Source organism: Planotetraspora thailandica (assembly GCF_016863335.1).
GTDB classification, from domain to species: domain Bacteria; phylum Actinomycetota; class Actinomycetes; order Streptosporangiales; family Streptosporangiaceae; genus Planotetraspora; species Planotetraspora thailandica.
In genome coordinates, this window is record NZ_BOOR01000018.1 from 122,196 (window position 1) to 145,885 (window position 23,690).

Here is a 23,690-nt window from a genome sequence, read left to right on the forward strand (position 1 = left end):
CGGAAGTGTCGGTGACCTGCGGCTTCGCCGTACGTGATCATGTAGTGAACGTCGGGCCTGAGTATCAGTGCCCCGCATCCCTGGGGTGCCCACTGCATGATCACGGTTCTCGTTTCCGCAGGTCGGTACGGCTTTCGCCGAACTTCTGCATGATCACGATTGGGAAAACCGCTGGCAGGCGGGCATGTTCTCGAACTTCTGCATGATCACGCCCACGTAAGCATGATCACGCCCACGTAAGCATGATCACGCCCAGACTCCTGGGGGATAAATGGGTTGGCGGGGGGTGGGGGTGTCCGTTAGGTTCGGGGCAACCCGTTCGGGCAACGCCCTTCGGGGTGACCACAGGCGAACGCCGCTGATCGGAGCGGCCACGGAGAAATCGGAGGTGATGATCATGCGGGTCTTTCTGACGAGCATGCCGTCCATCTACCTCCGGGTGCCCGCCTGATCCTGCGCTGAGGCACCCGCTTCCGAAGGGTTCCTCAGAAATGTTCTCCGATCTTTCTCTGCTCGGCTGGCGCGACGATCTCTACCCGCAGCTTCCCGCGGGCGCGGTCCCCGGCCGGGTGGCCCGCGTCGACCGCGGCGCCGCCGAGGTCATCACGGCCTTCGGCACACATCAGGCCATGTACGGCTCACGCGTCCGCAGGGCCTCCGCGGCCGATCCCGTCGCGTTGCCGTGCGTGGGCGACTGGGTGGCGCTGAGCCGGCTCCCTGAAGGCCGCTACGAGCTCACCGAGGTTCTTCCGCGCGCGACGGCCTTCGTGCGCGGCGGCGTCAGCCGTCACTCGCGAGGGGGGCTGTCCGGCGACGGGCAGGGCCAGGTGCTGGCGGCCAACGTCGACGTGGTCTTCGTCGCCGAGCCCTCGATGCATTCCACCGATTTCGCCGATCTCGGCAGGATCGAGCGGCTCGTCGCGCTGGCCTGGGAGAGCGGCGGCCTGCCGGTCGTCCTCATCACCAAGACCGACCTCTTCGAGGACGGGCTCGACGACCTGCTGGCCGACGTGGCCGCGACGGCGCCGGGGGTGGACGTGCACCCGGTCAGCTCGCTGACCGGCGACGGCGTCGACCTCGTCCGCGCCCACCTTGCGGGCTCCAGGACGGCGGTGGTGCTCGGGGCCTCCGGCGCCGGCAAGTCCACGCTGGTCAACGCGCTCGCCGGTGGCGAGGTCATGGAGACCCAGCAGGTCAGGGCGGCCGACGGGCGGGGCCGCCACACCACCGTGCACCGGGAGCTCATTCCGCTGCCGGGCGGCGGGCTCGTCATCGACACCCCCGGCATCCGCAGGGTCGGCCTGTACGACATGAGCGACGGCGTAGATCTCGTCTTCTCCGACATCGACGAGCTGGCCGGCTCGTGCCGTTTCTCCGACTGCGCCCACGTGGAGGAGCCCGGCTGTGCCGTGCTGGCGGCGGTCGAGTCGGGGGAACTGCCCGAGCGGCGGCTGGAGAGCTGGTACAAGCTCCAGCGCGAGGCCGCCTGGATGGCCCGCCGTACGGACGCGCGTCTGCGCAGCGAGGAGACGCGGAAGTGGAAGGTCATCCACAAGGAGATGCGTCGTTCGGGCAGATCGCGACCATAAGCGTGATCTGCGGCTTATGCCGGGTATGACGACACGCATGAACCGGAAACGGGTGCGGCTGCCGTTCGCCGACAGGGCGCAGGCGGGCTCCCACCTGGCCTCCGCCCTGTACCGCATGCGCCGGGGTGACCCGGTGGTGCTCGCGCTGCCGCGCGGCGGGGTGGCGGTGGCCGCACCTGTGGCGGACATGCTGAACGCGCCGCTCGACGTGCTGGTGACGCGGAAGATCGGGTGTCCGGGCCAGCCGGAGCTTGGGGTGGGCGCCATCGCTGAGGGCGGGGAGCCGGTGTTCCACCACGACCTGCTGGAGAAGCTGGGCCTCGAGCCCGCCGACGTCGTCCCGGTCGTGGACAGGGAGCGGCTGGAGCTGGCCAGGCGGGTGGAGGTCTACCGAGGTGAGCGCAGGCCCGTGGAGGTCGCGGGCAAGGACGTGATCGTCGTCGATGACGGCCTGGCGACGGGGGGCACTGCGACGGCGGCGCTGCGAGCCGTCCGGGCTCGGCAACAGGGGAGAGGGACGGTCACGCTGGCGGTGCCGGTGGCTTCCGGAGACACCGTACGACGGATGCGGCAAGAGGCCGACAATGTCGTGGTTTTAGCGGTTCCGTGGGGTTTTCGGGCGGTCGGCCAGTGGTACGAAACCTTCGACCAGCTCACCGATTCCGATGTTCTTGATCTGCTGAGGGGCCGGACCCCGGACGGTCCGTGACCTGAGGGTGTCCCGCTTTCCTTGCGGTCGGCGGGAACACCCGGAGGCCTGCTGACGCGTGTCGGGGAAGGGGGAAGACTCAGGCGACAGCGCTGATGCCGGCGCTCGCCGCGCGGCGCATGCGGCGACGACGCTCGGAGGCGCGCTCGTCCTCGTTCAGCCCGCCCCAGGTCCCGTACTTCTCCGGGCGGGAAAGGGCGTAGTCGAGGCACTCGGCGCGCACTGGACACTGAGCGCAGATGGCCTTGGCCTTGCGCTCACGGATGTCGCGCTCCGGCTGACGCTCACCGTCAGGGCCGAAGAACAGCACAAGGTCCTCTCCCCGGCACGCGGCATCATCCTGCCAACCCCAACTGGGGCGCGGGCGGGCGAGCTGCCGACGTACCTGAGACATGAGAAACCACCTTTTGATGTGAGGTATTTCAGGGTTCGTGCCGCTTTGGACGCTTGTGGCGTCCCTCGATCCAACGCCAGGACTGGCCGTGATGTTCCCGATACCGGGCGGAAGGACCGTCAGGCCACGGCCGGAGTGAGCTGCCTCAATTCGGCCAACCTGTAGGTCGAGATCTCGTCGGCGCAGGTCATTCCGCACGGTGGGGTGAACACCGCGGGTTCGACCACTACCCGAAATCGCGACGATCCACGTGGTGACGTGCAACGCACGACGCACACCGTGGTGCCGCTTTCCGACCGGGAGGATTCCACGGCCACTCCGCCGACCGAGAATTCACCGGTGTGAGACCGGACGAAATGCTCAGCGGCCTGAAGTGGCTCAGGGATGCCCGCGCGTCCCCGGAAACGATCGAGGACGACCTCGCCGTGCCGGTACGCGTTTGCCGCCGCGATCGCAGCAGCCTGAGACATGCTGCCGTAGTAAAGCCCGTGTGGCAAGCATACGAGGTTAGCGGCGTATCGATCGCCGCCAACATGACTGGTCTCCCAGACGCCTCCGGGCAGGTTTTCGTCAAGAAACCGGGCCAGCGGGAGGCCGAGACGGGCGCAGCAGGCGTTGCGTTTGCCGTGCGTGCAGACCAGGAACATCGGCTCGTTCACCAGTATGCAGGACTCCGGAACCACTCCGTGCACGAGCGAGCCCAGGTCAAGATCGTTGAGGTCCTCGAAACGGCCTTCGGCCAGCCAGGGTTCGGGGCCTGCGGACGACGCCACGAAAATGTGCGTCGTGGTCGTCTCGGCGGCGCGTCGCCCCGACCGGCGGATTAGTTGCGGCCGGATTCCGAGCGAAGTGGCCCGGTCGATCAGGGCGTGCACCTTGTCGGGTAGTTTGCACTCGTCGAGATAGGCCGCCCAGGGACCTGAGTGCTCAATGAGCAGCCAGAACTTCGCGCCGACGGTCGCGCTCGCGAGAACGGGAGCGGCGCCCGTGTGAAGAGCGGGGAAGTGCTCACAGCCGTTGGCCATCGACGCCTGCCCTCCCTCACACAATTAGGTAAGTCTTACCTTAGCTAACCGAGTCAAGCGCTGTGACCGGTGGGCCCCCTGAAAACTTCACGCACGCCTGAGGGCCGCCTCCGCCGCGGGAATCGCCGCCTCGCGGTCCGCGGGCACCAGCCCGATCCGGGTGCGCCGGTCGAGCAGGTCGCCCACGTCCAGGGCCCCCTCATGACGGATCGCCCACACCAGCTCCGCCGTGGTCGTCTCGAGTGACGACCCGGGCGCCGCCGGCTCGGCCAGCTCCGGGTTCTGACGCATCAGCGCCTGTACGGCACGGGCCTCGGCGCCGTACCGCTCCACCAGCCTCCGGTCGGCGCCGGCAGCCTCGCCCGCCCCCACCAGCGGCAGCCGTGCCGTACGGCTGGGGGGAGCCTGGGGGCAGGCGGCGTCGACGGCGTCCTCGGCCATGCGGCGGTAGGTGGTGAGCTTGCCGCCGACGACGGTCACCACCCCTCCGCGTGATCGCAGCACGGCATGCCTGCGGGAGACGTCGGCCGTCCTGCCGTGGCCCCCGTCGACGAGGGGGCGCAGCCCGGCGAAGGCGCCCGCCACCCGGTCGCGGCCGACCGGCTCGGTCAGGACCGAGCTCAGGACGTCGAGGAGGAAGGCCACGTCGTGCTCGGGGGCCTCGGGTACGTCGGGCACCGGGCCGTCGACGGGCTCGTCGGTGAGCCCCACGTAGGTGCGCCCGTCGGGCTGAGGCAACACGAGCACGAAGCGGTTGCGCTCACCGGGGATGGGCACGTGCATGCCGGCCCGCATCCCGCCGAGCGTGCCGGGGGCCAGCACGAGATGCGTGCCTCGGGAGGGGCGCAGCCGTACCGACGGGTCGAGCTCGCCGGCCCACACACCGGTGGCGTTGATCACCGCACGGGCCCTGAGACCGAACTCGGCCCCGGTCAGCTCGTCGCGCACCTGGGCGCCGTCCCCGCTCACCGCGAGCGCACGGCACCGGGTGAGGATCCGCGCCCCATGGGCGGCGGCCGTGCGGGCCAGCGCCACGACGAGCCGTGCGTCGTCGACCACGCGGCCGTCCCATGACAGCAGGCCTCCGCGCAGGCCGTCGGGGCGCAGCGCCGGGGCGAGCGCGAGCGCCCGAGCGGTCGGCACCCGTGACGGGCCGGGCAGGGAGCGGCGCGGCGTTCCCGTCGCGGCGCGCAGCGCGTCGCCGAGCCGGTAGCCGGTCATCAGCGCCGCCGCCTGCCCGCGCGTCACCGCCGGGGTGAGCGGCAGCAGGTACGGCTGGGCGGTGACGAGGTGGGGGGCGGTGCGGCGGAGCAGGACGCCGCGCTCGGCGGCGCTCTCGTAGGCCACGCCCACCTGCCCCTTGGCGAGATAGCGCAGACCGCCGTGGATGAGCTTGGAGCTCCACCGGGACGTGCCGAAGGCGATGTCGTGGGCGTCGATCGCGGCCACCGACAGGCCGCGCGATGCGGCATCGAGAGCGGCGCCCGCCCCCGTGGCGCCGAGGCCGACCACGAGCACGTCCACGACCGTGTCCCGAACCTCGGCGAGCTCACGGGCCCGCCGCGCGGCGTTCAGCGATGACCGGCCGATGTCGGGCGAAGCGTCCATACGTCTCCTTGGGTCGCGCATTACCCTTGGGTAACCTACCCGGAGCCGTCCACGTCGTGGAGACCTCATGATTCCTGCGGATGAGACCCGGCCGATGCTCTGGTCCGGCTGGGGCGACCCGGCCAAGGCGGCGGAGCTGCCGGAGCCGGTCCGCCGGCTGCTCGCGGACTTCCTCGGCGTCAGGGCGCCCGCGACGTCCGCGGCGGCTTTGCAGGACGTCCGCCTGCCCGCCTCGTCGTTGCCCGCGGCGGCGTCCGCCGCGATCGAGGCGGTCGTGGGCGCCGGTCACGTGCGGGCCGACGACGAGGCGCGCATCCGCCACACGCGCGGCAAGTCCACGCCCGACCTGCTGCGGATGCGCGCCGGAGACGCCTCGGACGCGCCGGACGCGGTCGTGTCGCCGGTCTCGCACGACGAGGTGGCCGCCGTGCTGCGGGTCTGCTCGGAGCACCGGGTAGCCGTGGTGCCGTTCGGCGGGGGCACGTCGGTGGTCGGCGGCCTCACCGCCGCGCAGCCGGGTTTCGCGGGCGTCGTGGCGCTCGACCTCGGCCGGCTGAACAGGCTCGTGTCCGTGGACGAGGAGTCGATGATCGCCGAGTTGGAGCCCGGCCTGCGCACTCCCCAGGCCGAGGCGTTGCTGGAGCGGCACGGCCTGACGCTCGGCCACTTCCCCCAGTCCTACGAGTACGCCACCCTCGGCGGCTTCGCCGCGGCCCGGTCCAGCGGCCAGGCGTCGGCCGGGTACGGCAGGTTCGACGACATGGTCGTCGGCATGACCGTCGCGACGCCGCGCGGCACGATCGAGGCCGGGCGTGCTCCCAAGTCGGCGGCGGGACCCGACCTGCGGCAGGTGTTCCTCGGCTCCGAGGGCGCCTTCGGCGTGATCACCTCGCTGCGCCTGCGCGTCCGCCGGGCTCCCGAGGCATGGGCCTACGAGGGATGGCGGTTCGAGTCGTTCGCGGCCGGGGTCGCCGCGGTGCGGCGGCTCGCCCAGGACGCCGCGCCGCCCACCGTGCTGCGCCTGTCGGACGAGACCGAAACGATGATCGGCCTCGCCCGGCCCGACGAGATCGGCACCTCATCCGGCGGCTCGGGATGCCTGCTCGTCGTGGGCTATGAAGGCACCGTGGCGGACGTCGTCCACCGTGATGAGGCGGCCGGGCTCGTCCTGGCCGACGCGGGCGGCGTCCCGCTCGGCCCCGAGCCCGGGGAGCGGTGGCGGCACGGCCGGTTCGCCGCGCCGTACCTGCGCGACTCGCTGCTGGCCGCCGGCGCGACCGTCGAGACGCTGGAGACCGCCTGCTTCTGGTCCGGGCTTCCCCGCCTCTACGACGCCGTACGGCGGGCGCTCACGGCCTCCCTGGGCTCACCGCTGGTCATGTGCCACGTCTCGCACGTGTACGCCACGGGGGCGTCGCTGTACTTCACCGTGGTGACCGCGCAGTCGGACGACCCGATCGGCCAGTGGGCGGCGGCCAAACGTGCGGCGAGTGAGGCGATCGTCGAGGCCGGAGGCACGATCACCCACCATCACGGGGTGGGCCGCGACCACCGGGAGGCGTACGCGCGGGAGATCGGGGACCTGGGCGGCGAGATCCTGCGTGCCGTCAAGGAGAGGCTCGACCCGGCGGGCATCCTCAATCCGGGTGTGCTCATTCCGTAGATCCGTTTGCCGGGAAACCGTCAAGATTGTCCCATGGTCGATGTCGGTGCCGCCGCGGCGCGTGGAAAGCAGGTCTCGTCGAGGGTCTCCGAGGACGGGGCCGGATGGAACTGTCAGACGATCGGGACCTTCCAGGCGCTACGGCCGAACACGAAGACCTTCACCTGGCTCAACCCCCTCACGTTGTGGCGTTCGCGCAACGAGGTGCTGGCCGGGCTCTTCGGCGATCCGTCGCCCGAGGTCAGGCGCCGCTGGGTGGCGGCCCAGCGGGAGCGGGGCGTCGACCCCGACTTCCGGATCAAGCAGGACGTGGGCGAGGAGTACTCCTTCCTCGTCCTCGGGGACACCGGTGAGGGCGACGCGTCGCAGTACGCCGTGATCCCCGGCATGCTGAAGCTCGGCGAGGGCACGTCGTTCTCGGTGGTGGCCAGCGACGTGATCTACCCGACGGGCTCGGGCAACGAATACCGCGACAAGTTCTTCCGCCCCTACAAGGACTATGCCGCCCCGATCTACGCCGTCCCCGGCAACCACGACTGGTACGACGGGCTCGGCGGGTTCATGCGGGTCTTCTGCGATGCCAAGCCGCTGCACGTGCAACGCCAGGGATTCCGGCTGTCGCCTTCCGGCCTGCGCGGCCTGCTCTGGAAGAAGCCCGACGCCATTGACGAACCCGCCCTGGACGAGGCCCAGAAGATGCGCCCGCTTCCGGAGCAGCAGGCGACGCTGCCCGCGCCGTACTGGGTGCTCGACCTCGGCAGGCTGCTGCTCGTCGGCATCGACACCGGCATCAGGGGCGACCTCGACCGAGAGCAGGGGGAGTGGCTGCGCCGGGTCTCCGCCGACCCCCGGCCCAAGATCCTGATCACCGGAAAGCCGATCTACGTCCGCAACGAGTACCACCCCTGCGCCATCGAGGGCGGGGGCACGGTCGACGACATCGTGCGCGATCCAGCCTGCAACTATGTGGCGGCCATCGGCGGCGACGTGCACAACTACGAGCGCTTTCCCGTCCGCGTGGGCGACAGGACCATCCAGTACATCGTCTCCGGCGGCGGCGGCGCGTTCATGCACGCGACGCACACAATCCCCCGCGTCGACGTCGGGGGCGTGCACGAGGACGAGTTCAGGTGCTACCCCCTGCGCGGCGACTCGTTGTCGTTCTACAGCCTGCTGTACAGCAAGCGGCTCCACATGCGCTGGCTGTACCTCACGCCGGAGCAGGGGCTGGCCCTCACGGCGAAGCAGGTGGGCAACACGCCGCCGCGCCATTCGGCGGACGTGCCGATCACGGCCCGGATGCGCTGGGCGGCCCGGCTGCTCGGCGCCTGGCCGATGCCCTTCCACCTGCCGGTCGGCCGGATCTTCCACCGGTACATCTCCGAGTTGTCGGACTGGGACACTCCGCCGTTCTTCAAGAGCTTCCTGCACGTGTCGGTGACGGCAGGCCACCTGAAGATCCGCTGTTTCGCCGCGACGGGCTGCCTCCAGCAGGAGGTCGAGCCGCCCCTCGAGGACGAGGTCGAGATCCCGCTCTGAGCCGTTGTCGGTGCCGCCTGGCACCCTGGAGGCGTGCACGTAGTCGTCGCGGCCGACCCGGAGGGCGGCGGAACGATCCGCCGCCCCGGCCGGGACACCCAGAGGGTCGCCGACCTGCCGGCCGCCGTCGGCGAACTGGAGCGTGCGGCCGAGGACGACGGCGGGCGGCCCCGCTGGGTCTGGGCCGACGCCCGGCGCGTCTATCCCGCCCTGCTGACCCGTGGCGTACGGCTGTCGCGCTGCCACGACGTCGCCCTGACCGAGGGGCTGCTGCTGGCGGCGGAGGGGCGTTACGGCGAGCCCAGGCAGGCCGCGGCGGCCTACGCGCGCCTGCACGGCCTGCCGGTGCCCGACGACTCCCACGAGCCCGCGACGGGGGCGCAGGTCGCTCTCTTCGAGCCCGCCAAGGACGGTCCGGAGGTCGCCGAGGCCGTCCTGGTCGCCGAGGTCCTCGACGACCAGCTGCGCAGGATCGCCGCGACACCCGATCCCGGGCGCTTCCGGCTGCTGGTCGCGGCCGAGTCCGCGGGCGCGCTGGTCGCCGCCGAGATGGCGCACGACGGCATGCCGTGGCGCGAGGACGTGCACGACGCCCTGCTGACCGAGCTGCTCGGCCCGCGGCCCGCCCACGGCATGCGCCCCATCAAGCTGCAGGCCCTGGCCGACGAGATCTCCGCCGCGTTCGGCCAGCAGGTCAACCCCGACTCCCCGCAGCAGATCGTCAAGGCGTACAAGGGCGCGGGCATCACGATCCCGTCCACCAGATCACACGTGATCAAGGAGGTCGAGCATCCGGCGACGCGGCCCTTGCTGGCCTACAAGGAGCTGGCCCGCCTCTACAGTGCCCACGGCTGGGCCTGGGCCGGCCAGTGGGTCAGGGGCGGCAGGCTCCGCCCCGAATACGTCGTCGGGGGCGTCGTCAGCGGCCGGTGGGCCACCAGCGGAGGAGGCGCGCTGCAGATCCCCAAGGTCATGCGCAAGGTCGTGGTCGCCGACGACGGGTGGACGCTGGTCGTGGCCGACGCCGCACAACTGGAGCCGCGCGTTCTCGCGGCCATGGCGGGCGACCGGGGGCTCGCGCGGGCGGCCGGGGAGATCGACCTGTACGCCGCCCTGGCACAGGCGTTCGGCGGCGCCCGCGACTCCGCGAAGATCGCCATGCTGTCCGCGATGTACGGCGGGACCAGCGGCGACGCCCCCAAGCTGCTGGCCGTCATGCGGCAGCGCTTTCCCCAGGCGTACGCGTTCGTCGAGGACGCCGCCCGCGCAGGGGAGGAGGGGCGGATCGTCCGGTCGTGGCTGGGCCGTACGAGCCCGCCGCCGTCGGCGCGGTGGCGCGAACTGGTCGCGGGGCCTGAAGGCGCCAGGGCGGCCCGCGACCGGGGCCGGTTCACCCGCAACTTCGTCGTCCAGGCCACGGCCGCCGAGTGGGCGCTGACCCTCATGGCCGTGCTGCGCGGCCTGCTGCCCGAGCCCGCACGTCTGGTGTTCTTCCAGCACGACGAGGTCATGGTGCACTGCCCGGCCGAACTGGCGGACGAGGCCCGGGCGGCGGTCGGGCGGGCCGCCGAGGAGGCGACCCGTCTGCTCTTCGGGCAGACGCCGGTCCGCTTCCCCATGGAGGCGGTCGCGGTCGCCTGCTACGCCGACGCCAAATGACCCGCGTGGGGCCTCCGGGTGGTCAGGAGTGCGGTCAGGAGGGCGTGAAGGTGCTGAAGAGCGTCTGCCGCACGGAGGCGGCCGACTCGCTCCAGTCGTAGTCGGGGGAGGAGAAGGCCACCGAGTAGCCCTGGCCGTCGACCGCCACGTAGCGGATGACCGCGTGCACGGTCACCTGGCTGGAGTTGGTGTAGGTGTACTCCCAGTCGGCGGCCGGCCAGCGGTAGTTCACCTTGCCGAGCTGGATCTGGGTGTAGTTCGGATAGTCCTTGATGTTGAGGTTCTGCTCGGCCGCCTGCAACGCCGCCAGGCTGCCGTCGTCGATTCTTTCGATCTTGATGCGCTGGCCGCTGTCGCGGGGGCCCGAATACGTCACCGACGAGATCTGCGTGGTCACCGACCAGCCCTTCGGGACGGCGACGGTCACGCCGCCCTCCGAATGCTTCTCATAGCCCTTCGGCACCGAGATCGCGGCGAGAGGCTTCCCGGTCGGCGCCTGCTGCTGGCCGGCCGTGAGCGGCTGGCCGCCGGCGACGTCCTGCGCGTCGTCCCCGCCGCTCGGCAGCAGCACGAGCAGCAGCGTCACGGCCAGGCCGATGACGGCGACGGCGGTCACGGAGATCAGGAGGACGGAGCGGGGCTCGCGCTCACGGGTCCCGGCCCGGCGCCCGCCGCCCGTGGACGGCGGCTCCGCAGAAGCCTCGTCCACCCGGTTGGGGCCGGTGGTGGAACGCAGCGCGTAGGGCCCGCTCGTCGTCAGCGGGTCGTCGCGGCCGGCGTCCTGCGCGAGGTCGCCGGGTGTGGGCGCCGGCCAGGGCTCGCGTGAGCGCTCGGGTGCGCGGTTCGAGCCCGACGGCGACGACAGGGCATCGAACGGGGCGTCGAACGGGGCCATCGGGTGCGCACCGGTCGACCGCCCGGCGGACTGCGGCCCAGTGAGCGGCCCGCCGGTCGTGTGAGGGCCGGTGAGCGGCCCGCTCGCCGACGGGGGCATGTCCTCGGGCGCGTACGGCACCCGCACCGGTCCCGACGGCGTCTCGATGATGCGCGAGGGCAGCGGCCCCGACGGGATGTCCAGCGGGGGCAGCAGCCCGGACGGCGTGGAGTTCTGCGGCGTCGGCACGGAGGACGGGCTCATGCCGCGGACCGGCAGACCGGCCCCGTTGCTGTGCAGGACACGCTCCAGCATCTCGGCCACCTGCGCGGCGGCGAGGCGGTCGGCCGGGTTCTTGCGCAGCAGTCCGTCGATGACGGGCAGGAGGGCGCCGGCCCGCTGCGGCCGGTTGGGCTCCTGGGTGAGCACCGCCCCGAGCACCGCGACGGCGTCCGCCCCCTCGTACGGCGGGCGGCCCTCGACGGCGGCGTACAACGTGGCGCCGAACGACCACAGGTCGGCGGCGTGGGTGATCGGGCGGCCCTGCAGGCGCTCCGGCGGGATGTAGGCCGGGGAGCCCATCAGCAGGCCGGTCTGGGTGATGCTGACGTCGCCCTCGATGGCGGCGATGCCGAAGTCGGTGAGGACGACCCGGTCGGCGGTGAGCAGCACGTTTCCCGGCTTGACGTCGCGGTGGAGGATGCCGGCCGCGTGCGCGTGCCTGATCGCGTCGAGGACGCGGATGCCGATCTCGGCCGCCTGGACCACGGGCAGCGGCCCGCTCTGCCGTACGGCCTGCTCGAGGGACCAGGCCCGGACCAGTTCCATCACGATCCAGGGGCGGCCGTCCTCCTCGACCACGTCGTGCACGGTGACGATGCCGGGGTGGCTGAGCCGTGCGGCCGAGCGCGCCTCCCTGAGCATGCGCCGGTTGGCGACCTGGGTGGCCGACTGGTCGAGGCCGTAGGGGAGGATCAGTTCCTTGACGGCGACGTCGCGGTCGAGCAGGACGTCGTGGGCGTGCCAGACCATGCCCATGCCGCCGCGGCCCACGGGGGACAGGAGGCGGTATCGCCTGCCGACGAGACGGCCCTGCCCCTCCGGGGCGGCCTCGGGGGGGACGCCTCGCATGGAACCCTGACCTTCTGGCATAGAGGGGACCATACCGAGCAGGCCATCCGTCGTCATACGAAGGTCCCCAATTCATCGCTCGATCCGCAAGATCCCCCGAATGGATCGAGCGAATTTCACCGTATATGTGAGGTTGGGCACCGATATTAGGGTCAATCGCCCTTCAAAGGGAATTCATGATTGGCTCAAGGCGCGCAGCGCGGCGGTGAACGCCTCGACCGGCGGGCTCACCAGACCCGCTCCGACCTGGCCTGTTCCGGCGACGCGTCCGGCGATGCCGGTGTTCACGACGGGAAGGATGCCGGTGCGCGCCACGAGGGTGACGTCGATGCCCACGGGCGTGCCGCGGAAGCCCAGCCCGGGGATCTGGTAGGCGGGGTGCTCGGCCATCGTGATCTCGTACATCGAGGTCGTGGCCGTGACCGCGTCCGACACCTCGCCGCCGACGAACCGCACGATCGCCGGGGCGGCGGCCATGGCGAAGCCTCCCAGGCCGGTGGTCTCGGTGATGGTCGAGTCGCCGATGTCCGGGTTGGCGTCGTCGGGGCCGTAGGCGCCCAGATAGAGGCCGTCGGGAACGCCCGCGGGGCCGGTGAACCACCGGTCGCCGAGCCCGGACACCTGGATACCGAATTCCGTCCCATTACGGGCCATGGCGACGACGAGACTCGAACCGGGAACGTTCCTCGCGGCGTCGGCGCCGACTTTCGCCGCAGCCATTCCCACGTTCAAGAAGAAATGATCATTTCCATTGACGAAACGCAGCACCTCGGCCGCGCGCCCGGGGGAGGCGTCCACGATCGCCGGCGCCATCTCACGGACCATCAGCGAGGTGGCCGCCCGGTTGCGGTTGTGGAGTTCGTCGCCCATCTGCAGCGCCTGGGCGACGAGCGCGCGCAGATCGAGCGGCCCGGTGCGCTCCAGGGCCGCCTGGAGCACGGGACCCAGCACGTCGCCCATCCAGCGCAGGCGCTCGATCACCTCGGGGCCGTAGGCGCCGTAGCGCAGCACCTTCCCCAGGCCCTCGTTGAGTGAGCAGTAGGCCGTGCCGCCGTGTTCGGCGTCGGAGACCTCCAGCATCCACATCGACGGGCTGACGACCCCGGCCATCGGGCCGACCGTCCGGTGGTGGTGGCAGGAGTCCAGGGTGATGCCCTCGCCGGAGGCGAGCCTGCGCTCGGCCTCCTCGGGAGTGGGCGCCAGGCCCTCGAAGAGCATCGCCCCCACCAGGGCGCCCCGCATGGGCCCGGAGGCGCGCTCCCACGTGATGGGCGGCCCCGCGTGGAAGAACGTGCCGGGCTCCAGGCCGAGCGCGTCACGGGCGGGCCGTACGCCGACGAGCATGGGACGGGCCGACAGGAGCCGCCCGACCGCCGTCTCGTTGGCGGCTTCGCGGCGGGGGTCGGCGAGCACGAGGGCGAGCGCATCCGACGTGCCGGGCAGCGGCGGACGCCAGGCGACCTCGCGACGCGGCACCGCCTGCTGGTCCAGCGCCTCGGCCAGGATCGACGCCCCGGCGGAGATCACACGCGGCTCGCCGTACAACATCGAGAGGGTCATGAGGCTCCGATCAGGTCGCTTGCGTGGCGAGCCGCGGCCGCGTTGGACGTGAAGACGTCGGCTCCCGCCTCGTTGAGCAGGGCCGCCTGGGCGCGCAGGCCCTGCGGGTCGCCCACCGTGCCGACGAGGGCGACGACGACGGCCACGCCGCGGTCGCCCGCCTCCCGGATCGCCGGGGCGAGGGCCGCCGCGGGGTCGGGGTCGGCGCCGTGGCCGAGCACGACGTCGAGCAGGACGACGCCCGACTCCACGGCGGCGAGCGCCTCCAGTCGCAGCGCCGGGTCGATCATCGGATGGGCGCGCCCGCGGGTGTACTCGTCGCCGCCGAAGTCGGTGAATTCGCCGGTTCCCGCGATCAGCGCGGCCTCCGTGCACAGCGTGCCCCCCGAGTAGAGCCCGCGCAACGGGCCCCCCTCGGCACGGCCCTGCCGTACGGCAGGCCACGACGGCCACTCGGGCACCGGGGCGCCGAGCGCGCGCAGGACCTTCTCGGCGGCGGCGGTCAGGTCGTCCTGGCCCGGGCCCAGCAGGGCGTGCACGACCGGTTTGCACAGCCCCAGACCGGTGACGGCGGCGGCGACCTCGGGAGCGGGGGGCTTGGAGACCAGCACGATCAGCTCGGTGGCGGGGTCGGCGTCGAGCGCGCGCAGCGCCTGGATCGCCGAGCGCCCGCCCACCTGCGCCGACAGGTCCCTGCCGCCGACGCCGAGCAGATGGCTGACGCCGATCCCGGCGAGATCGAGCAGGCTGGTCACCTGCTGGGCCCCGCTGCCGGAGGCGGCCACCACCCCCACGGGCCCCGGCCGCAGCACGTTGGCGAACCCCAGTCCCGCGCCGCCGATCACGGCGGTGCCGCAGTCGGGCCCCATCACCAGCACGCCCTTGTCCCTGGCGCGGTCCTTCAGCAGGATCTCCTGCTCCACCGGGACGTTGTCGCTGAAGATCATGACGGACAGGCCGGCCTCGACGGCGTCGGCCGCCTCCACGAAGGCGTGTTCGCCGGGCACGCTCACCAGGGCGACCGTGGCGTCCCATGACCTGCTCGCCGATCGCATGGTGCGCGGCGGCGTCTCGCCGGCGCCGGCCTGCCCGGCCGGCGCCCTGGCCGCCAGCTGCCGCTCCAGTTCGGCCGCCGCGTCATCGAGCTCCTCTCCCGAGGACGCTCTGATCGCGACCAGCAGATCTCCCCCCGTGGCCGCCGGTACGGCGAAGCCGAGGTCGCGAGCCAGATCCACGTTGAGCTCGGTGGCCATCGCCACCACGGCCACCTCGACGCCCGCGCGGGCGGTCAGTGCCTGGCTCACCCGCATGAGGCTCACCGAGTCGTGGTAGACCCCGGTGCGCACTTCGACCAGATCGCTCAAGAATTCTCCCCGTTGGACGTGGCGGCATGGGACAGCACGGCGGACAGGCCGATGTGTACGCCCCAGGCGATGTCGGCGCCCGACGTGTGGCCCAGGCGGAGCAGGCGGCCCGCCGCCGGTTCGAGCGGCTGCAGGCCCGCCAGGCCCCGCAGCAGGCCCATCACCTCGGGGCTCCCCTCGCCCCGGGCGGCGCAGTGAAGCAGGGTGGCGGAGATCGGCGTCGTGCGGGTGCGGGCGTCGTAGGTGACGGCGGCCGCCAGCCAGTCGGCCAGCCACACGGCCCGGGGCGTTCCCGTGGCCACGCCGAAGTGCCGCAGCGCGATCAGCAGGCCGCAGAGCATGTCGTCGCCGCTCGGCGTCAGTCCGGGCCCCAGCCCGATCAGGCGCTCGGCCGCCGTGATGCCGTCGGTCAGCGACCCGGCGCGGCATCCGGAGGCCAGGAGGGCGGGCGCGCCCGCCAGGTCGAGGCCGGGCCGCCGCCGGGAGCGCTCGCGGATGCCGCTCAGCAGGTCGTGCGACCGCCACAGCCGTACGGGATCGGCGGGGCCGAGCGGCGGCGCCGGATCCCACCAGCGGCGCACCCGGACGCCGATGCCGCCCACCTCGACGATGCCGTCGCCGACCCAGCCGTCGGCGCCGGGGGCGATGCCGTCGAGGGGCTCGCCGAGCACGACCGCGTTGGGCAGCCTGATCCCCTCGCCGGTCACCAGCGCGATCACGTGAGGCTCCGACTCGCTCCTCACCTCGAGATAGACGGCGAGGGGGAAGGTCGCGAGCACGCGGGCCGGGCGCCGAGGGGATTCCAGGGCGGGGCGGAGGGCGGTGCTCGCCGCCCCGTTCACGTGGGTGCGGGCTCCTGCCACCCGGAGTGCGGGTGCTGCTCGCCGGGCCCTCGGGTGCGCGCCTACGGTCACCGAACCTCCCGCCATGCCAGTTCCTGCCGACGCTAGAACGCGGTTGGCACGGTCCGTACGGAGAAAGCTGCCAACAGTCGGCCGAATGCTTGGCTCTTCCTGACAGTCACCTCGATCATGCACAATCAGCGGGAGACGTACACATTCCGGAGCACACCATGACAACGGATCCTGCCCCGCCCGCCATGCGACTGGCCAGCACGGGAACCATCCTCCACGGCGTTTCCGTGGGCGAGGTGCTCGGCGTCTCGACCCTGGCCGACGCCAGGCTCATCGCGGGCAAGAGCGGGCTCGACCGCATCGTGCAGCGGCTCAACGTCATGGAGGTTCCCGACATCCTCGCGTGGGTCAAGCCGCACGAGCTGCTGCTCACCACCGGCTACCCGCTGCGCAACACGCCCCAGTCGCTCGACCGCCTCGTCGCCGACCTCGACGAACGCGGCCTGGCCGCCCTGGCCATCAAGCTCGGGCGCTATCTCGACGAGCTGCCCGGCGAGATGGTCGAGCAGGCGGACAGGCTCGGCTTCCCGCTGATCCTGCTCCCGAACGACGTCGGCTTCGACGACATCCTCAACCAGGTGCTCACCGACATCCTCAACCGGCAGGCGGCGATCCTCGCCCGCACCGAGGAGGCCCACCGGGCGCTCGTGCAGATCGTGCTCGCCGGCGGAGGCATGCGCGAGGTCACCGCCGAGGTCGCCGGGCTGCTGCACGTGGCCGTCGCCGTCGTGGACGCCTCCGGCCTCCTCACGGCCACGGCCGGGGACGCCGAGCAGGTGGCGATGCTCAAGGACGCCCACACCATGGGCGCCGCGGCGTCCACCCCGATGGTCGAACCGGTGACCAGGGCCGACGGGCACTACGTCGCCGTCCCCGTCGTGGCGGGAGGTCACCACCACGGCAGGATCGTCGTCTTCAGCGCGGCGGGCACGCTCACCCCGAGTGACATCGGCATCCTCGAACGCGCGGCCACCGTGGCGGCCCTCGTCATCACCCGGCAGGAGGCGGTCACCGCCGTCGAGAGCAAATACCGCGCCGACTTCCTCAGGGACGTGCTCACCGGCCGGGGCGGCACGCGGGTGGCCGAACGCGCACTGGCGTTCGGGTGGAACCTGGAACGGCCCGTCAGCGTGCTGGTGGCCGAGATCGACCCGGACGCCGACGAACGCCCGGCGCAGGACCGCATGCTCGCCGCCTGGCAGGCGGCGGTGCGCAAATACGACTCGCGCGGCGCGGTCGCCGGCTTCTCCCACGAGGTCGTCGCCATCGTCGGCGCGGAGGTGGACGCCGCCAGGATCGCCAGGGACGCGCTGGGCGCCATCGCCGACGGCACGTTCTCGACCGGGCTCAGCCGGGTCTCCGGAGGGGCGGACGCCCTGCCGGCCGCCTACGGCCAGGCGCTCAAGGCGGCGCGGGTGGGCCGTCAGCTCCACGGGGCGGGGGCCGTCGCGCATTTCGACGAGCTCGGCGTCTACCGGCTGCTCTCCCTGGTCAACGACACCGACGAACTGCACTCCTTCGTCAGGGAGACCCTCGGGGCGCTGGCGGGGGACGAGGACGCGGAGAACGCCGACCTGCGCAGGACCCTGCAGGTGCTGCTGGACACCAACCTCAACGTCGCCGAGACGGCACGCCGGCTGCACTTCCACTACAACACCCTGCGGTACCGGATCGGCAAGCTGGAACGGCTGCTCGGCAACTTCACCGAAGACGCCCACCTGCGGCTGAACCTGACTCTCGCGCTCCATGTGCTCCGCATGCGCGGCATCTGACCCTATATTGACGCCGTGAAAGAGACCTTCGAGCTCCAGGGCGAGTACATCCCGCTGTGCGATCTGCTGAAATTCTGCTTCGTCACGGAAAGCGGCGGCGCGGCCAAGCACCTCATCGCCGGAGGGAACGTGCTGGTGGACGGCCAGGTCGAGCTGCGCAAGGCGTGCAAGATCCGCTCGGGCCAGGTGGTGACCGGAGATGGCTTCGAGATCCGCGTGGTCGCCGCCCCCTGATCGGCGACCGGCCTTCCTGGACCTGCTCGGCTGCGCACGACATCGGCGGAACTCGGCGCCGGGGCTTGCCTGACAAACGCCGTCCGGGCTTTATTTGTCAGACACGACCTGGCGCACGGAGGCCGATCCCGAACAGTGCGCAAGGCCTCTGCTACCCACGGCTCCGGGTTTGGCAGATCATGCCCATGTCTAACCGTTCCGGCAGTCCTAAAGTCCCGGCAAACGGTCGAGACCGACCGGCGTGTGACGCCGCGGCGGGGAGCCCGCGGGGTGGCCACCGGCCCACGGCCTCATAGCTGAAGGGGCTCCTATGGTCTTTCGATGGAACGTCCACGGTGATGGAAGAGGCCTCGCGCCGGGCGAGGTCGTCAAGCCCGGTGAGCGGCTGAGCTGGCCGCGGATGGTCGGTTTCGGCGCCCAGCACGTGATCGCGATGTTCGGCGCCACGTTCGTCTTCCCGGTCATCATGGGCCTGGACCCCAACCTCGCCATCATGATGTCCGGCGTCGCCACGATCATCTTCCTGCTGATCGTCCAGGGGAAGATCCCGAGCTACCTCGGGACGTCGGCCTCGTTCGTCGGCGCCGTCGCGGCCATCCGCGCGGCGGGCGGCGACGACGGCAGGGTGACCGGCGCCATCCTCGTCGCGGGCGTGGTGCTGGCCGCCGTCGGCGTCGCCGTCCACTACCTCGGTGTCCAGATCATCCACAAGGTGTTTCCCCCGGTCGTGACCGGCGCGGTGGTCATGCTCATCGGCTTCGGCCTTGCCTACGTCGTCGCCGACGTCTACTGGCCGCAGGACCCCTGGATCGCGCTCGTCACGATGCTCGCCACCGGCGTGTTCATCGTCGTGTTCAAGGGCTTTCTCGGCCGGATCGGCATCCTGCTCGGCCTGATCTTCGGATACGTGGTGTCGTGGCTCGCCGACAAGATCTGGGGCGACATCACCGCGTTCAACGCGAACATCGGAAAAATCGACACGCATCCACGCGTCAACTTCGGGCCCCTCTCCCAGGCGGACCTCTTCGGCTTCCCGCACTTCCACGCGCCGAGCTTCCAGGCGTCGGCAATCGTCCTGGTGCTTCCCGCGGTCATCGCCCTCATCGCCGAGAACGTCGGCCACGTCAAGGCCGTCGGCGAGATGACCGGCACGGACATCGACCCCCTCATCGGCCGCGCCATCGCCGCCGACGGAGTCGGCACCGCCCTGGCCAGCGCGGTCGGCGGCTCACCGACGACCACCTACGCGGAGAACATCGGCGTCATGGCCGCCACCCGGGTCTACTCGACCGCCGCCTACTACATCGCCGCCGTCGTGGCGATCCTGTTCGGCTTCTCGCCGAAGTTCGGCGCGCTCGTGGCCGCCACGCCCGGCGGCGTGCTGGGCGGAATCACCGTCATCCTGTACGGCATGATCGGCCTGCTCGGCGCGAAGATCTGGATCGAGAACCGGGTGGACTTCTCCGACCCGGTCAACATGGTTCCCATCGGGGCGGGGATCATCCTCGCGATCGGGCCCGTAGAGCATCAGATCACCGGCGACTTCAAGCTCGCAGGCATCACGCTCGGCACGATAGTGGTACTTGGTGGATATCACCTTCTCCGCGCGATCGCGCGCCGGCCCGACAAGGAGGTCTCCGGTGGGGAGATCGGATTCGAGCGAGACGCGGCCGCGGGCTGACCGGCGGGCCCTGAACTCGTGAAACCACCTCCGTTCGACTATCACCGCCCGGCGAGCCTCGGCGAGGCGCTCGACGCCCTCGCCGAGGCCGGCGGGCACGGCAAGGTGCTGGCCGGGGGCCAGAGCCTCATCCCGCTGCTCAACATGCGGCTGGCCGCCCCCGGGCACCTCGTCGACATCAACCGCCTGACCGAACTCGACACGATCGCCGCCGACGCGTCCGGGGTGCGGGTCGGCGCCCTGGCCAGGCACGCCGCAGTGGAACGATCTGCCTCGGCGAAGGCGGCGCAGCCGCTGCTGGCCCAGGCGCTCAGGCTGGTCGCCCACCCGGTCATCCGCAACCGCGGCACCGTCGTCGGCAGCCTCGTGCACGCCGACCCCTCGGCCGAGATGCCCGCCGTCCTGGCCCTCCTCGGAGGGTCCGTACGGTTGGCCAGGCGTGGAGCAGAGCGCGAGGTGGCGGCCACCGACTTCTTCGTCGGCCCGCTGGAGTCGGCCCTGCTGCCCGGGGAACTCGCCGTCTCGGCGTTCTTCCCCGCCCTGCCCGGACGGTCGGGCACCGCCTTCTGCGAGGTGGCGCGGCGGCACGGCGACTACGCCATGGCGGGGGTGGCCGCCGCCGTCACCCTGGACGAGGACTTCAGGATCGCCGCCGCCAAGGTGGCCTGCGTCAGCGTGGGCCCGGTGCCCGTCGTCGTGGACGTATCGCAGGTGTGCGGCACCCGCCCGGTCGCCTCGGTCGACTGGGACGCGGTCGCGGGAGCCGTACAGGACACGATCGAGCCCGAGGACGACATCCACGCGACGGCCGAATATCGGCGGCACCTGACCGGCGTGCTCGTCACGCGGGCACTGCGGGAGGCCGCCCACGACGCAGCCCAAGACGCCGCACGCGCGGCGGGGGAGGGGCAGGCATGAACCATGCGATCACGCTGACCGTCAACGGGGTGGTGCGCGAGGCCAGCGTGCCGGCCCGGCGGCTCCTGTCGGACTGCCTGCGCCACGACCTCGGTCTCACCGGCACGCACGTCGGATGCGAGCACGGGGTGTGCGGCGCGTGCACGGTGCTGCTGGACGGCGAGCCCGTGCGCTCGTGCCTGACGTTCGCCGTCACCGCCGACGGCCACGAGATCACCACCGTGGAGGGCCTCGCGGGCGACGACGGTCTGTCGCCGGTGCAGCGGGCCTTCACCGAATGCCACGGCCTCCAGTGCGGTTTCTGCACTCCCGGCTTCCTGTGCACCGTCACGGCCTTCCTGCGTGAGACCCCGGCGCCGACCGAGGAGGAGGTGCTGGAGGCCGTCTCCGGCAACCTCTGCCGGTGCACGGGCTACCAGAACATCATCAAGGCGGTTCATCGGGCCGCCGAGATCCAGGCGGAGGAGGCCCGGTGAGCGAGCGAGCGATCAAGCGCAGCACCACAAGCGGGCAGGCTCCGACGAGCCGCTAGGCGAGGAGCAAGCGTGACCACGAAGTTGTTCGGGGAGCCGGTCCAGCGGCGGGAGGACGAGCGGCTCATCACCGGCCGGGGGCGCTACCTCGACGACCTCGGCGCGAACGCGCTGGCCGCCGCGTTCGTGCGCTCGCCCCACGCGCACGCGCGGATCCGGGAGATCGACGTGTCGGGGGCCCTCGACGTCGAGGGCCTGGTCGCCATCTACACGTGGGAGGACCTGCCCGGCCTGCTCGCCGAACCACTGCCGCTGCTGATCCCGCACCCCGCGCTCACGCACGGCAGGACCGGCCACGCCCTCGCGCGTGACGTCGTGCGGCACGTCGGTGAGCCCGTCGTCATGGTCGTCGCCGCCGACCGCTACCTGGCCGAGGACGCCTGCGCGCTCATCGAGGTCGACTACGAGATCCTCAAGCCGGTCGTCGGCGTGGAGGAGGCCGCACAGGCGGTCAACCTCGTCCACGAGGACGTTCCCGGCAACATCGGGGCGCACCTCGTGCAGGAGGTGCCCTCGGCGTCCGGGCAGTCGGCACGCGAGGCCATCGAGGCGGCGCCGCACACCCTCGCCTTCCGCCTCGACATCGAGCGCAGCGCGTCCATGCCGCTGGAGGGCAAGGGCGTGTACGCCCGATGGGACTCCGACGACCAGTCCCTTCGCGTCTACTCCTCCACGCAGACCTCCACCAGCGTGCGGATGGCCATCGCGGCCAAACTCGGCCTGCCGCTGCCCAAGGTCGAGGTCATCGCCCCCGACGTCGGCGGCGGATTCGGCGTGAAGATCGTGCACCCGTGGCCCGAGGAGGTCCTTGTGCCGTGGGCGGCCCGGCAGCTCGGCCGCGAGATCAAATGGACCGAGGACCGCCGGGAGCACTTCATCTCCTCCTCGCACGAGCGCGCCCAGGTGCACTACGTGCGGGTCGGCTTCGACGACGCCGGGCGCGTCCTCGGCCTCGACGTCAACATCCTGCACGACCACGGCGCCTACACGCCGTACGGCATCATCGTGCCGATCATCACCTCCACCCAGCTGGTCGGGCCGTACAAGCTCGGCGCCTACCGGGTGGAGTTCTCCTCGATCTACACCAACACCGTGCAGGTCACGCCGTACCGGGGGGCGGGCAGGCCGCAGGCCGTCTTCTGCATGGAGCGCACGATGGACCGCATCGCCGCCCATCTTGGGCTCGACCGGACCGAGGTGCGCGCGGCCAACTTCATCCAGCCCGACGAGTTCCCCTTCGACCAGGGCATGACGTTCCAGGACGGCCGGCCGCTGATCTACGACAGCGGGGACTACCCCGAGTCGCTGCGGATGCTCAAGGAGATCATCGGCTGGGACTCCTTCCCGGCGATGAAGGCCGAGGCCGCCGCCGAGGGGCGGATCATCGGCATCGGGATCGGCTGCTACGTCGAGGGCACCGGGGTCGGGCCGTACGAGGGCGGCCACGTGCAGATCACCTCCGACGGCCGGGTGCACGTCTCCACCGGCCTCACCTCGCAGGGCCAGGGGCACGAGACCGTCTTCGCCCAGATCGCGGCGACCGAGCTGGGCGTGCCCATCGAGAAGGTGTCCGTCGTCACCGGCGACACCCGGCGCTTCGGCTACGCGGTCGGCACGTTCGCCTCGCGGGCGGCCGTGATGAGCGGCAACGCCATCGCGCTGGCCTGCAGGAAGGTGCGGGAAAAGGCGCTCAGGGTCGCGGCCGACGCGCTGGAGGCCGACCCCCGCGACCTGGAGATCACCGACGGCGTCGTGCACGTGGCCGGTGCGCCGTCGGCGTCGATCCCCCTCGCGACCGTGGCGGTGCTGTCCAACCCGCTGCGGTACTCCTTCGACCAGGAGACCCAGCGGGCCACGCAGTTCGCCTCGCCGGCCCCCGCCGACCGCCCGCCGGTCGCCGAGGGCGAGGAGCCCGGGATGGAGGGCAAGGACTACTACTCGCCGGTCCGCTCGACCTTCGCGTCCGGCATGCACGCCGCCATCGTGGAGACCGACCCGCTCACGGCCGAGATCAGGATCCTGCGCTACGCGGTGGTCCACGACTGCGGCAAGCTGATCAACCCGATGATCGTCGAAGGGCAGATCCACGGCGGGGTCGGCCAGGGCGTCGGCGGAGCGCTCTACGAGAAGATGGTCTACGACGAGCACGGGCAGCTGCTCAACGCCTCGTTCATGGACTTCCTGATGCCGTACGCCACCGAGGTGCCGCGCATCGAGACGGCCCACCTGGAGACGCCGTCGCCGCTGAACCCGCTGGGGGTCAAGGGCGCGGGGGAGGCCGGGGTGATCCCCGTCTCGGCGGTCATCGCCGCCGCCATCGAGGACGCGGAGGGCATCACGATCGACAAGATGCCCATCTCGCCGCCGGAGTTGTGGGAACTGCGCCGTTCCCGGTGACACGCCCAGGCGGTTCCCGTGAGGGAACGTGGGCACAAAATTGTGCCTTCTTGCAGGTCAACGGCCATTTTCCAGATCATTTGAGTACGGAATCCGCGCGATTCCGGCCGCCCGTTCAGTGAAGGA

The 23,690-nt window shown here is 71.5% G+C and carries 18 protein-coding genes; 11 read left to right on the forward strand and 7 right to left on the reverse strand.

Annotation, left to right across the window (positions count from 1 at the left end; all coding sequences use genetic code 11):
- Positions 1 to 491 precede the first annotated feature (491 nt).
- Positions 492 to 1,589, forward strand: a complete 1,098-nt coding sequence (gene rsgA / locus Pth03_RS14615; RefSeq protein WP_203944784.1) for a ribosome small subunit-dependent GTPase A — start codon at positions 492 to 494, stop codon at positions 1,587 to 1,589.
- Between the two features lie 37 nt (positions 1,590 to 1,626).
- Positions 1,627 to 2,298: a phosphoribosyltransferase gene (locus Pth03_RS14620; RefSeq protein WP_203944785.1), complete on the forward strand. Its 672-nt coding sequence runs from the start codon at positions 1,627 to 1,629 to the stop codon at positions 2,296 to 2,298.
- A 79-nt stretch (positions 2,299 to 2,377) separates the two neighbouring features.
- Here Pth03_RS14620 and Pth03_RS14625 read toward each other — a convergent pair whose 3' ends face one another.
- The 3 genes from Pth03_RS14625 to Pth03_RS14635 all read right to left on the reverse strand — a co-directional run bounded on the left by Pth03_RS14625 (position 2,378) and on the right by Pth03_RS14635 (position 5,325).
- Entirely contained in the window at positions 2,378 to 2,692 is a 315-nt protein-coding gene (locus tag Pth03_RS14625; protein WP_076434697.1) for a WhiB family transcriptional regulator, read from the reverse strand.
- A 119-nt stretch (positions 2,693 to 2,811) separates the two neighbouring features.
- Positions 2,812 to 3,717 (reverse strand): ferredoxin family protein, encoded by a 906-nt coding sequence (locus tag Pth03_RS14630; RefSeq protein ID WP_203944786.1) that lies wholly within the window; start codon positions 3,715 to 3,717, stop codon positions 2,812 to 2,814.
- Between the two features lie 87 nt (positions 3,718 to 3,804).
- On the reverse strand, positions 3,805 to 5,325 hold the full coding sequence (locus Pth03_RS14635; protein WP_203944787.1) for a glycerol-3-phosphate dehydrogenase/oxidase: 1,521 nt from the start codon (positions 5,323 to 5,325) through the stop codon (positions 3,805 to 3,807).
- Between the two features lie 67 nt (positions 5,326 to 5,392).
- Between Pth03_RS14635 and Pth03_RS14640 the strand changes: the two genes are divergently transcribed.
- The 3 genes from Pth03_RS14640 to Pth03_RS14650 are packed head-to-tail and all read left to right on the forward strand — an operon-like array spanning position 5,393 to position 10,186.
- Positions 5,393 to 6,988 (forward strand): FAD-binding oxidoreductase, encoded by a 1,596-nt coding sequence (locus Pth03_RS14640; RefSeq protein ID WP_373318540.1) that lies wholly within the window; start codon positions 5,393 to 5,395, stop codon positions 6,986 to 6,988.
- 33 nt (positions 6,989 to 7,021) lie between these two features.
- Complete coding sequence (locus Pth03_RS14645) at positions 7,022 to 8,527, forward strand: metallophosphoesterase family protein (protein WP_203944788.1); 1,506 nt, start codon at positions 7,022 to 7,024, stop codon at positions 8,525 to 8,527.
- A gap of 33 nt (positions 8,528 to 8,560) precedes the next feature.
- Positions 8,561 to 10,186: a bifunctional 3'-5' exonuclease/DNA polymerase gene (locus tag Pth03_RS14650; RefSeq protein WP_203944789.1), complete on the forward strand. Its 1,626-nt coding sequence runs from the start codon at positions 8,561 to 8,563 to the stop codon at positions 10,184 to 10,186.
- Between the two features lie 34 nt (positions 10,187 to 10,220).
- Here the strand turns inward: Pth03_RS14650 and Pth03_RS14655 are convergent, their stop codons facing one another.
- From Pth03_RS14655 to Pth03_RS14670, 4 genes are all read right to left on the reverse strand, one after another.
- Positions 10,221 to 12,191 (reverse strand): protein kinase domain-containing protein, encoded by a 1,971-nt coding sequence (locus Pth03_RS14655; protein ID WP_203944790.1) that lies wholly within the window; start codon positions 12,189 to 12,191, stop codon positions 10,221 to 10,223.
- Between the two features lie 174 nt (positions 12,192 to 12,365).
- On the reverse strand, positions 12,366 to 13,751 hold the full coding sequence (locus Pth03_RS14660; RefSeq protein ID WP_203944791.1) for a YlbE family protein: 1,386 nt from the start codon (positions 13,749 to 13,751) through the stop codon (positions 12,366 to 12,368).
- Positions 13,748 to 15,115, reverse strand: coding sequence for an AllF/FdrA family protein (locus Pth03_RS14665; RefSeq protein ID WP_239119036.1), 1,368 nt, complete (start codon positions 15,113 to 15,115; stop codon positions 13,748 to 13,750). Before Pth03_RS14665 ends, Pth03_RS14660 begins: the two co-directional genes overlap by 4 nt.
- Positions 15,112 to 16,029, reverse strand: coding sequence for an oxamate carbamoyltransferase subunit AllH family protein (locus Pth03_RS14670; RefSeq protein WP_239119037.1), 918 nt, complete (start codon positions 16,027 to 16,029; stop codon positions 15,112 to 15,114). The genes Pth03_RS14665 and Pth03_RS14670 overlap by 4 nt, the downstream gene beginning before the upstream one ends.
- 158 nt (positions 16,030 to 16,187) lie before the next feature.
- On the opposite strand from Pth03_RS14670, the gene Pth03_RS14675 reads away from it, so the two are divergent.
- From Pth03_RS14675 to cutA, 6 genes are all read left to right on the forward strand, one after another.
- Positions 16,188 to 17,801: a PucR family transcriptional regulator gene (locus tag Pth03_RS14675; protein WP_203944793.1), complete on the forward strand. Its 1,614-nt coding sequence runs from the start codon at positions 16,188 to 16,190 to the stop codon at positions 17,799 to 17,801.
- Positions 17,802 to 17,816: 15 nt separating this feature from the next.
- A complete protein-coding gene (locus Pth03_RS14680; protein WP_203944794.1) occupies positions 17,817 to 18,035 on the forward strand; it encodes an RNA-binding S4 domain-containing protein in 219 nt (72 codons plus the stop codon).
- A 310-nt stretch (positions 18,036 to 18,345) separates the two neighbouring features.
- Positions 18,346 to 19,716 (forward strand): uracil-xanthine permease family protein, encoded by a 1,371-nt coding sequence (locus Pth03_RS14685; RefSeq protein ID WP_203944795.1) that lies wholly within the window; start codon positions 18,346 to 18,348, stop codon positions 19,714 to 19,716.
- A gap of 18 nt (positions 19,717 to 19,734) precedes the next feature.
- Complete coding sequence (locus Pth03_RS14690) at positions 19,735 to 20,634, forward strand: FAD binding domain-containing protein (RefSeq protein ID WP_203944796.1); 900 nt, start codon at positions 19,735 to 19,737, stop codon at positions 20,632 to 20,634.
- Positions 20,631 to 21,110, forward strand: a complete 480-nt coding sequence (locus Pth03_RS14695; protein WP_203944797.1) for a (2Fe-2S)-binding protein — start codon at positions 20,631 to 20,633, stop codon at positions 21,108 to 21,110. Before Pth03_RS14690 ends, Pth03_RS14695 begins: the two co-directional genes overlap by 4 nt.
- Before the next feature lie 69 nt (positions 21,111 to 21,179).
- Positions 21,180 to 23,564 carry an aerobic carbon-monoxide dehydrogenase large subunit gene (cutA, locus tag Pth03_RS14700; protein WP_203944798.1) on the forward strand — a complete coding sequence of 795 codons (2,385 nt, stop codon included), beginning with the start codon at positions 21,180 to 21,182 and terminating at the stop codon, positions 23,562 to 23,564.
- Positions 23,565 to 23,690: the final 126 nt, after the last annotated feature.